The organism is Kitasatospora sp. NPDC001547, from assembly GCF_042894165.1.
GTDB lineage: Bacteria > Actinomycetota > Actinomycetes > Streptomycetales > Streptomycetaceae > Kitasatospora.
Genome location: NZ_JBIAVL010000015.1, coordinates 87,562 through 100,835 on the forward strand (window position 1 = coordinate 87,562; position 13,274 = coordinate 100,835).

Here is a 13,274-nt window from a genome sequence, read left to right on the forward strand (position 1 = left end):
CCGCTCACCCCCGCCAGGAGCGCTTCAGCTCAGCCCAGCGGGTGGCCTGCTCCTCCGTCAGGGTGCCGCGCAGCTCGGCCAGCTTGAGCAGCTGGGCCTCGGCGTCGGCGCCCAGGGGCTGGGCCTCGGCGCGGTAGTGGTCGGTGAGCAGGGCGTCGAGTTCGGGGCGGGTGAGGGCGGGGTCGAGGCGCTGGGCGAGCCTGGCCATGTTGCGGTAGGAGCCCTGGAGCAGGAAGGGCGGCTCGGTGCGGGTGCGGTCGTCCTGGGCGGCGGAGGCGAGGTAGGCGCGGTTGACGGCCAGGACGGTGGAGCGCAGGTGGAGCAGGCCGGCCAGGACGGCGGTCATCCGCTCGACCTCGGCGGCGGGCCAGGCGCCGGCCAGGGTGCCGCCGGGCAGGCCGCCGGCGCGGGCGAGCAGGGTGTCGAGGTCGCCGCGCTCGGCGGTGGCGAGCGGGGCCAGGTGGGGGCTGGCGGGCAGGACGTTCTCGACGAAGCTGAGCGCGAAGAGGTCCTCCCGCCCGGCGACGGCGTCGCCGAGGTTCCACACGTCGGCGCGGTTGGCGAGCATGTCGGGCAGCCGGAAGAGGCGGCCGGACTCGGTGTAGGGGTTGGCGGCCATGACGACGGCGAAGCGCTTGCCGCGCAGGTCCCACTCGCGGGCCTCGCCGTCCCAGACGCCGTCGATCCGGCGCCGGGCGTCGCACAGCGGGATGAACCGCTGGAGGAACTCGGGCGAGGTGTGCTGGACGTCGTCCACGTGGAGCAGCACGTTGTCGCCCGCGTGCAGGGCGAAGTTGAGTTTCTCGACCTCGCGCCGGGAAGTGGCGTCGGGGGCCTCTGCCGGGTCCAGCGAGGTGACCCGGTGGCCGAGCGCGGGGCCGCTGACGGACACCAGCAGCAGGCCGAGCCGCTCGGCGAGGTACTCGACCAGGGTGGTCTTGCCGTAGCCGGGCGGGGAGACCAGCAGCAGCAGGCCGCTGCGGTCGACCGGGCCGCCGGCCCCGGCCGTGCCGAGCTGCTTGGCGAGGTTGTCGCCGACCAGCGGCAGGTACACCTGGTCGATCAGCCGGTTGCGGACGAAGCCGTTGAGCGGGGCGGGCCGGTACTGGTCGAGCCGCAGCCGGGCGTGCTCGGCGGCCAGCAACTCGCCGCGCAGCCGCTGGTAGGCCCGGTGGCCGGGCACCTCGACGCGCTCGAACTCGCTTACCCTGGCGAGCAGTTCGTCCAACCGCAGGTCGAGTGCGCCGCCCACGAGCCGGGGGTGGTCGCCGAGCAGCCCGGTGATCCGGGTGCCCACGGCGCCCTCGGACGGGCGGCGCGGCAGGGACGGGCAGAGCAGGGCGGCGGCGGCCTCGGCGAGGTCGGCCGGATCGGCGTCGGGGGCGGCCGACGCCAGCCAGGCGGCGGCGAGTTGGCGCCGTACGGGCAGGAGTCCGGGCTCCTCGGGCAGGGCGGCCAGCGCCTCGGTGAGGCCGGCCGACTCGGGGGCGGCGCGGAACTTCTCCAGCAGGGCGGCGGCGCCCGTCGAGTGGGCGAAGCCGGGGGAGGCGGCGGTCAGTTCGGCGACCAGGTAGGGGCCGGCCGGCTCCGCATCGGGGACGAACTCCGCGACGGCACGGGAGAGTTCGTCGGCGAGCGCGTCCAGCGCGGCCTGCGCCGGGGCGCCCCCGAAGGCGTCCCGGGCGAGGCCCAACGAGCGGGCCCGGGTGTGCCAGAGCAGTCGCCGGCGCTCGTCGGCGCCGTGCGCCCAGTACAGCTGGGCGGCCGCCCGGGCGCCCGCCGGGTGGCGCAGCAGCCCGGCTCCGGCGCCGAGTCGGAGCAGCGCGCGGAGCAGCAGCGCGGCGTCGTGGTCGTGCACGCCGCGCTGGTAGCCCTCGTCCGGGCGCTGCTCGGCGGCCCGCCGGACGAACTCCAGCAGCTCGGCGTCGGTGGCCGGCGCCGCCGCCTCGGCGGCCGGCAGCAGGCTCGCCGCGAGGTACTCGGCGCGGTACAGCCGAGGGGTCTCCGAGGGCAGCGGGCGGTCCCAGTACCGCTCGGTGGCGGCGAAGGCCGGGTCGGTGACGGGGGAGCGGTAGTGGGTGCCGGTGAGGGTGAAGGCGGGGCGGCCGCGCCAGGGCACCAGGGCGAGTTCGGGCCGCTGGGCGGTGACGGTGAACAGGTGCCAGCCCAGCCGCAGGGTGCCGGGGCCGTCCCCGGCGAGTTCGGCGCGGTCGCGCAGGGCCCGCTGGGCGCGGCCGCGCGCGGCGCGCAGCCGTCCGGTCAGCTCCTCGGCCCGGACCCGGTCGCCGAGCGCGGTCAACTGCCCGGCCAGGTCACGGAGTTTGACGGCCGTGGGGTCGGCGGCGAGGGCGGCGTCGATCTCGGCGGCGGTGTCCAGCCCGGCCAGCCGGCGGTACAGGGTGTCGAGGACGCGCTCGGCGGAGGCGGCCAGCCGGTCGGCGCGCCGGGCCCGCTCCTCCAGCAGGTGCTGGCGGCGGGCGGTGAGCGCGTCGTGGATCTCGGTGCGCCGGCCGGTGAGCTGCTCGCCGAGGGCCGGGTCGGCGTCGGCGAAGCGGGTCTCCAGCTGCTCGATCCGCAGCAGCAGCCGGCCGAGCTGCTCGTCGCAGGCCTCGGGGGTGCCGGTGGCGGCGAGCGCGGCGGTGGTGGCCTGCCCGAGCAGGGCGGTCTCGGCGGCGAACTCGGCGGCGGCCTCGCGGGTGCGCAGCTCCCGGCGGCGTACGGTCAGCGCGGCCCGGCCGCGGTTGAGCAGCCCGAGTACGTCGGCGAGCCGGTCGAGGATCGCGGTACGGGTGGTGGCGTCGGCCAGGTCGAGGGTGCCGACCAGCTCCGAGACGGTCTGCAACGCCTCGCTCCGGGTGGCCAGTTCGAGGCCGAGCGGCTCGGCCTCGGCGGCGGTGGCGATGGCGGCGCACCGCTCGGCCAGCTCGCCGGCCCGCCGCCGGTGCGGCTTGAAGGCGGTCGGCTCGGCGAGCCGCTCGACGGCGCGGTCGGCCGCCTCGGCCAGGCCCCCGGCGAGGTGCGCGGCGAGCGCGTCGATCCGCTCCGGGTCGGCGCGCGGCAGGTCGCGCAGCGCCTCGACGCGGCCCTGGGCGCGGCGCAGCCCGGCCAGCCGGTCGACCCACTCGGCGGCGTCGGCCAGGGTCTCGCCGCGGGCGGTGCGCAGCAGGCCCTCGACGTGCTCGGCGGCCTCCTCGACCTGCCGGGCGGCGTGCGCGGTGAGCTGGGCGACCGCCTCGTACTCGGCGACGACCTGCCGGGCGGTGTCGCGGATCTCGGCGAGCGGCGCGGCGAGGTCGCCGAGGCCGCTCTGGCCGAGCCAGTGGTGCCGGTCGGCGGTGCGGGTGCAGGCTGCGAGGACGGCCCGGTGGCCGGCCGGGGTGTCGGCGCCGGCCGCGGCCAGCCGGGCCAGGGCCAGGCAGTCGGCCAGGCCGCGGACCAGGTCGGCGTTGCCGATCCGGGCCAGCGGCCCGCTGCCGGGCGGCTGCTCGGCGGCGAAGCGCTCGCTGGTGAACGGGGTCCGCCAGAGCTGGACGGGGTGCAGCCTGGTCGGCCCGTCCTCGGCCGGGCGCAGTGCGACGAGGGTGCCGTCGGCGAGCAGCGCGTAGCCCTGGCAGGGCAGCGGGGCGGCGGCCTCCTGGCGGACGCTGTTGTACGGCTGGAGCAGGGCGCGGCCGTCGGCGGGGGAGCGGAACTCGTACAGCACGTCCTCGCCGTTGGGCGAGAGGACGGTGCGCTCGTACACCAGGCCGTCGACCGGCTGGTCGAAGACGCGCACGGTGCCGTCCACCAGGTGGCAGCCGCCGGGGAAGGCGACGCCCTGGTCGGCGGGCAGCCGCAGGCAGGCCTGGCCGAGCGCGTCGATCCGGGTGACGGTGCCGGTGGGCAGGTGGACCACCAGGTGCCGCTCGGTCTCCTCCTGGTACGGGCGCACCCGCACCAGCAGCAGGGTGCCGAGCCGGGCGTGGGCGATCCGGGCGTCGGCGAGCGTCTGGAGGGGCTCGGCCAGCGGTTCGCGGTGCAGCTCCCGGCCGTCCGGGGCGGCGACGGTCAGCCGGCCGCCGTCGACGCCGACCAGCAGCTCGCCGGCCAGGTCGGCGCGGGGCGGCCGGCCGGGGCCGGCGGGCAGCTGGTCGTCCCGGGTGAGGGCGGTCCAGGGCAGCTGCTGTCCGTCCGCGGGGGTGTGGTCGCGCTCGCCGCGCCCGTCCAGGTAGCCGGGCCGGGCGTCCTCGGCGGAGCCGTCGTCCAGCCGCCAGCGCAGCACCCGGACGTCGGCGGCGGCCGGGCCGGTGCGGAAGACGGCGAGCAGCCGGCCGTCCACCGGGCGCAGCCGCTCCAGCCGGGCGTCGCGGAAGTAGCGCCGCAGGTCGGCGAGGTCCTGGCGGAGCCGGGGCTCGTCCAGCAGGGTGCCCTCGGCGGGCGCGGGGGAGAGGTCGGGGTGGTGCAGGCCGAGGACGTCGGCGAAGTCCTCGGCGGCGTCGGCCGGTCCGGCCGGACGGGTGCCGAGCAGCAGCAGCCCGCCGGCGGCGGTGAGGTCCTGAGGCAGGCAGGCCCGGGCGGTGGTGAGCCGCCCGGTGCCGGCCAGCCGCAGCTCCCCGCCGCCGAACTCGGCGACCCGGCGGGCGTTCAACGCCTGGGCCCGGTCGGCGAGTTCGGCGGCGGCTCGGGCGAGCCGGCCGCGCAGGACCTCGTAGCTGCCGGTGTCGGGTCGGGCGTCGAGGGCGTCCACGGTCACGGTCACGTTCCTCAGTCGGCTCGGTGGAATCGGGTGCGCGGTGCGCTACTTGGCGCCGTTGGCCGAGACGGCGCCGCCGGCCAGCGCCCCGATCGGGGTCTCGGCGACGCCCAGCTGCCGCGCCGACTCCAGCAGTTGGCGCAGCTGCCCGGCCTGGCCGCCGGCCCCCGAGCCGATCAGCCCCATCAGCAGGGCGGACACCGTCAGGTTCTGCACGTCCGCCGTGGAGACCGAGGAGAGCACCCTGGTGAGGTCCTCGGTGAAGCCGGCCCGTCCGTCCAGCCAGGGGCCGGCCAGGGTCTGCGCGGTCTGCGAGTGGCCGACGAAGGCGTCCACGCTCTTGCCGGCCGTCACCGACTGCACCAGCCGGTCGAAGAACACCGAGTCCCCGCCGACGATGTCGATCTTCGCCTTCTCCAGCCCGGCCGCGACCAGCGCCGCCTGGGCCTCGGCGATCTGCCGCTGGGCGTCCAGCCCGGCCAGCCGGACGTCCTTCTCGGCGGCCAGCCGCAGCCGGTACTCCTCGTGCCCGCGCGAGGCCTCGTCCAGCCTGGCCATCGCCGCGGCCTTCTCGGTCAGGCCCTCGGCCTCGGCCTTCAGCCGGCCGCCGATCTCCAGCGCGGCGGCCTTGGCCTTCTCGGCCTGGACGACCGCCTCGGCGCGGCCCACCTTCTCCACCGCCGCGGCCTCCTGCTCGCGGACCTGGACCAGCGCCAGCCCCTCGGCGGCGGCCTCCGCCCGGACGCCCTCGGCCATCCGGATCTTGGCGGCCGCGTCCAGCTCGGCGGCCTGCTGCCGGGCCTCGGCCAGCACCAGCGCCTCGCGGGCCTTGTGCCCGGCGGCCTGCTCGGCGGCCTCGGCGGCCTTGATGTCCTTGACGAGCTTCTCCTGCGCCTCGGCCTCGGCCTGGATGACGACGGCCTTGCGGACGCGCTCGGCCTCCTCGGTGGCGCGCAGCGTCTTGACGGCCTCCTCCTGCTCGGCGACGGTGCGGTCCACCGCGACCCGCTCGCGGACCACGTCGGCGACCTCGCGCCTGGCGGACTCGACCTCCTTCTGCTTGGCGATCGCGGCGAGCTCGGTCTCCCGCTCGCGGCCGACGACCTCCAGCAGGCGGTCCTTCTCGATCCGCTCGTTCTCCACCGCGATCACCCGCTCGCGGTTCTTCTGGGCCACCGCGACCTCGCGGGCCTGGTTCTCCCGCTGCACCCCGAGCAGTTCCTCGGTGCGCAGGAAGGCGGTCTGGGCGTTCAGCCGCTCCTCCTCCTGCACCCGGGCGATCACCGCGTCCTCCTTGGCCCGCAGGGTCTCGATCTCGCGGCGCTGGCGGATCTCGGCGTCGGCCTGGCGGCGCTCCAGCTCCAGGACGGTCTCCCGGGCGTCCACGTTCTGCCGGGTGATCTCCTTCTCCTCGGTGCGCTGGTACTCGTTGGTGCGCACATGCTCGATCGCGGTCAGCTCGGTGATCTTGCGGATGCCCTGGGCGTCCAGGATGTTGTCGCCGTCCAGCTGGCTCATCGGGGTCTGTTCCAGGTGGTCGATGGCCGCGTCCTCGAGGGTGTAGCCGTTGAGGTCGGTGCCGATGACCGCGATGATCTGGTCCCGGAACTCGTGCCGGTGGGTGTACAGGTCGGTGAAGTCCAGCTGCTTGCCGACGGTCTTGAGCGCCTCGGCGAACTTGGCGGCGAAGAACTCCTGGATCGCCTGCGGGTCGCTGGCCCGGGCGGTGCCGATCGACTGGGCGACCTTGACGACGTCCTCGACGGTCTTGTTCACCCGGACGAAGAACGAGATCCGGATGTCCGCGCGGATGTTGTCCCGGCAGATCAGGCCGTCCCGGCCGGCCCGGTGGATCTCCACCGTCTTCGCGGTGATGTCCATCAACTCGGCCTTGTGGAGCACCGGGAGGACGACCGCGCCGGTGAAGGTCACGTCCACCTTCTTGGTCCGGGAGACGATCAGCGCCTTGCCCTGCTCGACCTTCTGGAACAGACGGCCCACGAACAGCAGCACGGCGAGCACGATGAGCAGTACGACGGCGACGAGCACGCCGAAACCCACGGCGATGGTGTCCATCACGGAGTCCTTTGACGAGATGGCGGGTTGGTGCGGGGAGATGGTCAGGCGAGGCCGGACGGCGGGTCGAAGGGGGCCACCAGGAAGTGCTCGCCCTCGGCGTCGTAGTCGAAGATCAGGGCGGTCCGCCCGGCCGTCAGGCCCGGTTCGGGCTCCGCCGTGCGGACCTGGACGGTCGCGGTGGAGCCGTCCTCCGCGGTGACCTCGGCCTGCCCGAAGCCGGCCGTCACCCGGCCGGTCCGGATCACGCAGACCCGGCCGACGAAGTCCCTGCGGGTGACCGGCCGGTCCTGCGGGAACAGCCGCGACAGCGGCCGGACGAACACCCGGGTGCCCGCCCAGGAGGCGACCAGCGCGACGGCGAACACGCCGCCGCGCGCCGGCGCCCCCGAGGTGAGGACGGTGCCGGCCAGGCTGACGAACCAGGCGAGCGCGACCAGCAGCGACACCGCCACCGTCACGGGCACCCCGCCCAGCCCCAGCGCGTCCAGCACGCCCGCGTGGTGGCCGGCCCCGTGCCGGTCGGACCCGTCGTCGGCACCGTGCCCCCCGGCACCGTGCCCCGCGTGCCCGACGTACCCGTGCCCGACGTGCCCGTGCCCGACGTCCGCGTGGTGCCCGCCGCCGTGCCCCCCGTGCACGGCGCCGGGCACCAGGCCGCCCAGCAGCATCAGCAGCCAGTACCCGGCCACCACCACCAGCGCGAAGCTGAACAGTGCCGTCGGGAAGGCCAGCGCGGCCGCGAAGAATCCCCCCAACCCGGCCACGCTCCCCCGTCCTTCCCCCGGCACCGCGCATCGGCGCCGGGGAGATCATGGCAGTGCCGGGCCCCGCCGCACATTGCCAGGATCCGGCAATCTTTACGCCCTCTTGACACCCTGGTACGCGCGTCCGGCGTGACACTGCAACGGCTCGGCAACAGGACGGCCCCCGGACGGTCCCGGCAGCACCGCGCGGGTTCGCCGCGGCGGGACTACAGCGGCCGCTCCGGCCAGTTCAGCAGCCGCGCGCCCATGGCCGCCGTCTCCAGGGTGAAGCGCTGGAGCGCGTCCGAGGGGTCGTAGCCGGTGAGCGCCTTGATCCGCTCCAGCCGGTAGCCCAGGGTGCGCACGCTCAGCCCCAGCCGGCGCGCCGCCTCCGCGTTCACGTACCCGGCCTCCGCCTGCACGGCGATGGTGTCCAGCAGCGGACGGGCGCCGCCGCGGGCCTCGGTCAGCGGGCCCAGCACGCTGCGCACCAGGTCGGCCATGGCCGACCGGTCGCGCATCAGCACCGGGAAGACCAGCAGCTCCTCGGCCCGCAGCCGCCGGGCCGGCAGGTTCAGCCGGTGCGCGTAGTCCAGCGTGTCCAGCGCCTCCTCGTAGCTGCGCGGCACCCCGCTCGGGCCCGAGTGCCGGCGGCCGGTGGCCACCCGCCGCACCGGCTGGCCGCCGGTGCCGGGCCGCAGCGTCAGCTCGGCGAAGGCCTCCAGCACAGCCCGGTCGGAGTCCGGGGCGACGCACACCAGCCGGCCGTCCTTGCCCGCCAGCAGGACGTTCCGCTCGCCGAACCGCCCGGCCAGCTCCCGCTCGACCCGGTGCACCAGCGGATGCACGTCCGCGAACGGCTCGTCGCCGACCGCGACCGCCACCGTGTACGCGCCCGCCAGCCGCAGCCCGAACCGCTCCGCGCGCTCGGCGAGCAGGCCGAGGTCGCCACGGCCGAACAGCAGGTCGTCGACGAACTCCCGCCGGGCCGCCTCCTCCTGGCGCACGGCCAGGCGCTGCGCCCGCTCGTGGCCCTCGCCCAGCGCGGCCAGCGCGGCGTCGGTGGCGGACAGTACCGCGTCGCCCGTGCGGCGCAGCTCGTTGACGCTGCTCGCGGCGGTCGTCCCGGGCAGCGTCTGCCAGGCGCGCCGGGCGGCGGCCAGGCAGTGCGACACCACCTCGCGCAGCCCGTACCCGGCCTCGGCGCAGTGCTCGCCGAGCCTGCGCAGGCGCTCCAGCTCCTCGCGGCGCAGCAGCCGACCGGTGCGGGAGACGTCGCCGAGCAGGACGAGGTAGACCTCGGCCAGCTCGGCGGGTATGTCGTGGTCGAGCCCCTCGGTCACGCTGTCCTGCCAACCCCCGTGCGGCCTGGTATTCCGGCGCCGAACCTATCAGGGCGGGTGCGCGGACCGGCCCTGCGCTACCGGTCGCGGAAGTGCAGGACGAAGCGCGCGCTGCTGCCGTCGATCCGCCGCCGTACGTACAGCGCCGGGGCGCCGTCCGGGGTGCAGCTGACGCCCTCGCGCACCAGCAGCGCGGTGCCCGGCGGGACGCCCAGCAGTTCGGCGTCCGCGAGGTCCGCGCCGACGGCGCCGAAAGCCCGCCAGTCGTACTCCAGCTCGACCCCCGCGGCCCGCGCCAGGGCCGGCACCAGGTTCCCGGGGCGCCCCGGCCGGAGCAGTTCGGCGGGCAGCGGGCCGAACGGCACCCAGTAGCTGCACGCCGCCCGGGGCCGCCCGCCCAGCCGGATCACCGAGTCCACCCGGGACAGCTCCGCCGGGGCGCGGCCCAGCCGGCGGGCCGCCTCCGCGTCCTGCGCCGAACCGAGGACGGGCGGGGCGGCCACCACGAACTCGCCGTCCGTGCGGGCCTCGTTCGGCAGCGCGGTGGGCACGCTGCCGAGGTCGAAGCGCTGGCTGCGCGGGTCCACGGCGATCGACACCCGGACGGCGGGCGGGCGGACGAAGGTGCCCACGCCCCGGCGGATCTCCACCACGGCGGCCCGCTCCAGCTCCGCCACCGCCTGCCGCACGGTCAGCCGGTTCACCCCGAACTCGGCGCTCAGCTCGGGCTCGCTGGGCAGCCGGGCGCCCGCCGGGTAGGTGCCGGCGTCGATGCGCTCCTGGAGCCGGCGGGCCAGACGGCGGTACACCGGGGTGTTCGGGGAGCTCGGGGGGTTCGTCGCCACGGGTCCGATCCTACGGAGCGGACCGGATCGACCGGGCCGGTCGGGCGCCGTACGGCCCGGGTCGCCGTGGCCGGGCGATGGGAGTGGGATGGAGGGATGCACCGATCGGGACGCGCGCCGCGGCGCAGGCCCGCGCCGCCGGGGCCTGCGCCGCTGGGACCTCCGCCGGGACCTCCGCCGGGACCTCCGCCGGGACCTCCGCCGGGGCCTGCGCCACCGAGGCTTGCCCGGCGGCCCTCGGAGGGGTTACACATCTAGACGTCTAGATGTCTCCGCCCCCTCCGGATCTCCCGTGCCGTCCCGGGTGCGGCACCACCGAAAGGCCTCCCGCATGTCCCTGGTCAACTTCCGCGACGCCGCCGTCCTCGGCGACCCCGAGGGCCGACGGGTCCGCCCCGGTGTGCTGTACCGCTCCGCCCAGCCGTTCCCGGCCGCCGACGAGGCCACCGTCGCCCAGCTGCGCGGCTGCGACATCCGCACCATCGTGGACCTGCGCGACCCGCGCGAGACCGACCCCCGGGACTGGGCCGCCGCCGAGGCCGCCGGGATAGCCGTCGTCGCCGCCCCGGTGAACCCCGCCACGGACGTCCTCACCGCGCGGATGGGCACCATGGCCACGGCCGCCGACCTCGGCGACTTCTACGTCCTGCTGGCGGAGTCCGCGCCCGAGGCGGTGGCCGCCGCCGTGGACGCCACCGTCCGCCCCGGCGCCGTCCTGCTGCACTGCGCCGCCGGCAAGGACCGCACCGGGCTGCTCACCGCCCTCCTGCTGGACCTCCTCGGCGTCCCCGCCGAGCGCATCGTCGCCGACTACACCCGCACCGCCGACGCGCTCCCGCAGATCTTCGCCGGCCTCGCCGAACGCCACCGCACCGCCCTCAACGACCGCTCCACCTCCCGCGTCACCGACTCCCGGGGCCGCCACCTCACCATCCCCGCGCCCCTCCTGGAGGCCCCGGCCGAGGCCATGTCGGTCTTCCTCGACCGCGTCCACACCCACCACGGCGGCGCGGCCTCCTTTCTCCCCGGCTGCGGCGTCCCGGCGGCCACCCTCGGCGCCTTCCGCAGCAAGGCGGCCGTGGCCTGAGCCGCCCCCGGCGCCGCCGGGTAATCCCGTTGCACCGCGCCGCCCGCCCTGGCAGCGTGCCGGGTCGAGGGGGTGCCGCGAGATGACCGCACTGCGCGAGATCCGTGCCGACCACGACGACCGGACGATCGTGCTCTACCAGGCCTACCCGCCGGCCGTCGCCGACGCGGCGCTGGCGGCCGGCCGGTTCGTGGCGCCGTTCGGCTTCCACCGGATGACCTGGATCAAGCCCTCGTTCCGCTGGCTGATGCACCGCAGCAACTGGGCGCAGAAGCCGGGCCAGACCAGGGTGCTGGCGGTCCGGACCACCCGGGATGGCTGGGAGGAGGCGCTCGCCCGCGCCGTGCCGACCACCGCGCACCCGGACGAGCTGGCGGACGCAGCGGTCCACGTGCAGTGGGACCCGGAGCGGTCGCTGCGCGGAGCGGCGCTGAACCACTACAGCATCCAGGTGGGCGTCGGCCGGTCGCTGATCCACGCCTTCGCCGAGGAGTGGGTCGTCGAGCTCACCGACCTCACCCCGCAGGTGCGGCGGATCGCCGCGCTGGTCCGCGGTGGGCAGGGGGCGAAGGCCCAGCGGCTGCTGCCGCCCGAGCGCCCGTACCGGCCGGCCGCCGCGACCGCGCGGCGGCTCGGCCTCGGCTGAGCGGGCGGATCAGACGTCCCGCCGCCGCACCACGGCCACCGTCACCACCACGGCGGCCGCGCCCCACAGCCCCATGGTGATCCAGGAGTCCAGCACGCCCGGCGCGTACTTCCCCATCGTGACGGCGGAGCCCGGCCTGATGGTGAGCCGCTGCACGGTGGCCGGCGGCAGGTGGGTGCCGATCTCCTTCAGCCACCGGTAGCGGTCCCCGCCGAACACCATCGGCAGCACGAGCAGCAGCAGCACCAGCGACACGATCGAGGCGGTGGCGTGCCGCAGCAGCGCGCCCAGCGCCATCCCGATCAGCGCGCAGACCGGCACGACCGCCGCGTAGCCGAGCACCGCCCGCAGGCAGCCCGGGTCGGTGACGGAGAGCCCGAGGTGCCGGGAGGCCAGCATCGCGTTGACGGCGAGGAACGAGACCGCCGAGACCACGGCCCCGGCGAGCCCGGTGATCCCGCCGATCAGCAGCACCTTCGCCGCGATCACGCCCCGCCGGTCCGGCACGGCGGCGAAGGTGGTGCGGATCAGGCCGGTGGTGTACTCGCCGAACACGGTGATCGCCCCGAGGCTGCCGGCCGCGATCGCCATCAGGTCGCTCGCGATGCCGCCGAGGCCGTGGAACAGCGGGTCGTACGAGTACGGCGCCCCGCCGGGCGGCAGCGGCGGCTGGTCGAGGTAGGGCAGGTCGTTGTGGACGGCGTTCACGTTGACCGCGATCGCCACCAGCGAGGCCAGCGCCAGCACCCAGTAGGTGGAGCGCAGCGAGCGGAGTTTGATCCACTCGGCGGCGAGCAGGTCGAGGAACCGGGGCGCGGGTTCGGCGGACGCCGGGGTCACGGTGCTCATCGGGCCTCTCCCGCCGGGTACTCGACGCTGTCGGCGGTCAGTGACAGGAACGCCGACTCCAGCGAGGACGTCCGTACGGCCAGCTCGTGCAGCACCACGCCGTGCCGCGACGCGAGTTCGCCGATCCGCGCGGCCGGCATGCCGGTGACGACCCCGAACCGCGGCTCCACCAGCCGTACTTCGGCCCCCTCCGCGCGCAGGGCACCGGCCAGTTCGGGGAGTTCGGGCGACCGGACGGCCACCGAGCAGGCCGCGTCGCGGGCCGAGAACTCCGCGAGGCTCTGGTCCGCGAGCAGCCGGCCGCGCCCGATCACCACGAGGTGGTCGGCGGTGTGCTCCATCTCCGCCATCATGTGGCTGGAGACGAACACCGTGCGGCCCTCGTCCGCGAGCCGCCGGAACAGCCCGCGCACCCAGAGCACGCCCTCCGGGTCCAGCCCGTTCAGCGGCTCGTCGAACAGCAGCACCGGCGGGTCGCCGAGCAGCGCGCCGGCGATGCCCAGCCGCTGCTTCATGCCCAGCGAGTAGCCGCCGATCCGCCGCCCGGCGGCCGCGCCGAGCCCGACCTCCGCCAGCACCTCGTCCACCCGCCCGGGCGGGACGCGGTTGGCGCGGGCCAGCGCCGACAGGTGTGCCCGGGCGCTGCGCCCGCCGTGCACGTCGCCCGCGTCCAGCAGGGCCCCGACGTGCCGCAGGCCGCGCGGCCGGTCGGCGAAGGGCACCCCGGCCACGGTGACGGTGCCCCCGGTGGGGGTGTTGAGGCCCAGGACCATCCGCAGGGTGGTGGACTTGCCGGCGCCGTTGGGGCCGAGGAAGCCGGTCACGACGCCGGGCCGGACGGTGAAGCTCAGCCGGTCGACGGCCGTGGTGGCGCCGTACCGCTTGGTCAGTCGTTCGATCTCGATCACGGGGACCACGGTGGCGGTCGGCGCCCGGCCCGGGCATCGGGC

At 76.2% G+C, this 13,274-nt stretch carries 9 protein-coding genes; 2 read left to right on the forward strand and 7 right to left on the reverse strand.

Annotated features, from left to right (window positions below; all coding sequences use genetic code 11):
* Positions 1-4: 4 nt before the first annotated feature.
* The 5 genes from ACFY0X_RS25710 to ACFY0X_RS25730 form a co-directional block, all read right to left on the reverse strand.
* Positions 5-4,732, reverse strand: a complete 4,728-nt coding sequence (locus ACFY0X_RS25710) for a DNA repair ATPase (protein ID WP_387757899.1) — start codon at positions 4,730-4,732, stop codon at positions 5-7.
* 45 nt (positions 4,733-4,777) lie between these two features.
* Positions 4,778-6,808 (reverse strand): flotillin family protein, encoded by a 2,031-nt coding sequence (locus ACFY0X_RS25715; protein WP_387757900.1) that lies wholly within the window; start codon positions 6,806-6,808, stop codon positions 4,778-4,780.
* A gap of 44 nt (positions 6,809-6,852) precedes the next feature.
* Positions 6,853-7,566 carry a hypothetical protein gene (locus ACFY0X_RS25720; protein ID WP_387758037.1) on the reverse strand — a complete coding sequence of 238 codons (714 nt, stop codon included), beginning with the start codon at positions 7,564-7,566 and terminating at the stop codon, positions 6,853-6,855.
* A 215-nt stretch (positions 7,567-7,781) separates the two neighbouring features.
* Complete coding sequence (locus ACFY0X_RS25725; RefSeq protein WP_387757901.1) at positions 7,782-8,897, reverse strand: PucR family transcriptional regulator; 1,116 nt, start codon at positions 8,895-8,897, stop codon at positions 7,782-7,784.
* 77 nt (positions 8,898-8,974) lie between these two features.
* On the reverse strand, positions 8,975-9,742 hold the full coding sequence (locus tag ACFY0X_RS25730) for a GntR family transcriptional regulator (RefSeq protein WP_387757903.1): 768 nt from the start codon (positions 9,740-9,742) through the stop codon (positions 8,975-8,977).
* A gap of 331 nt (positions 9,743-10,073) precedes the next feature.
* Between ACFY0X_RS25730 and ACFY0X_RS25735 the strand changes: the two genes are divergently transcribed.
* Together ACFY0X_RS25735 and ACFY0X_RS25740 are read left to right on the forward strand one after the other, a co-directional pair.
* Positions 10,074-10,829: a tyrosine-protein phosphatase gene (locus ACFY0X_RS25735; RefSeq protein ID WP_387757904.1), complete on the forward strand. Its 756-nt coding sequence runs from the start codon at positions 10,074-10,076 to the stop codon at positions 10,827-10,829.
* An 82-nt stretch (positions 10,830-10,911) separates the two neighbouring features.
* Positions 10,912-11,475, forward strand: a complete 564-nt coding sequence (locus ACFY0X_RS25740; RefSeq protein ID WP_387757905.1) for a DUF4291 domain-containing protein — start codon at positions 10,912-10,914, stop codon at positions 11,473-11,475.
* 9 nt (positions 11,476-11,484) lie between these two features.
* On the opposite strand, the gene ACFY0X_RS25745 is transcribed toward ACFY0X_RS25740, so the two are convergent.
* Both ACFY0X_RS25745 and ACFY0X_RS25750 read right to left on the reverse strand, forming a co-directional pair.
* Positions 11,485-12,324 carry an ABC transporter permease gene (locus tag ACFY0X_RS25745; RefSeq protein WP_387757907.1) on the reverse strand — a complete coding sequence of 280 codons (840 nt, stop codon included), beginning with the start codon at positions 12,322-12,324 and terminating at the stop codon, positions 11,485-11,487.
* A complete protein-coding gene (locus tag ACFY0X_RS25750; RefSeq protein ID WP_387757909.1) occupies positions 12,321-13,232 on the reverse strand; it encodes an ABC transporter ATP-binding protein in 912 nt (303 codons plus the stop codon). The genes ACFY0X_RS25745 and ACFY0X_RS25750 overlap by 4 nt, the downstream gene beginning before the upstream one ends.
* Positions 13,233-13,274 lie beyond the last annotated feature (42 nt).

Excerpts from the sequence above, each read along its gene's own strand:
- ACFY0X_RS25745 (WP_387757907.1), bottom strand. The coding sequence starts at position 12,324 with ATGAGCACCGTGACCCCGGCGTCCGCCGAACCCGCGCCCCGGTTCCTC.
- ACFY0X_RS25735 (WP_387757904.1), top strand. The coding sequence starts at position 10,074 with ATGTCCCTGGTCAACTTCCGCGACGCCGCCGTCCTCGGCGACCCCGAG.
- ACFY0X_RS25715 (WP_387757900.1), bottom strand. The coding sequence starts at position 6,808 with ATGGACACCATCGCCGTGGGTTTCGGCGTGCTCGTCGCCGTCGTACTG.
- ACFY0X_RS25740 (WP_387757905.1), top strand. The coding sequence starts at position 10,912 with ATGACCGCACTGCGCGAGATCCGTGCCGACCACGACGACCGGACGATC.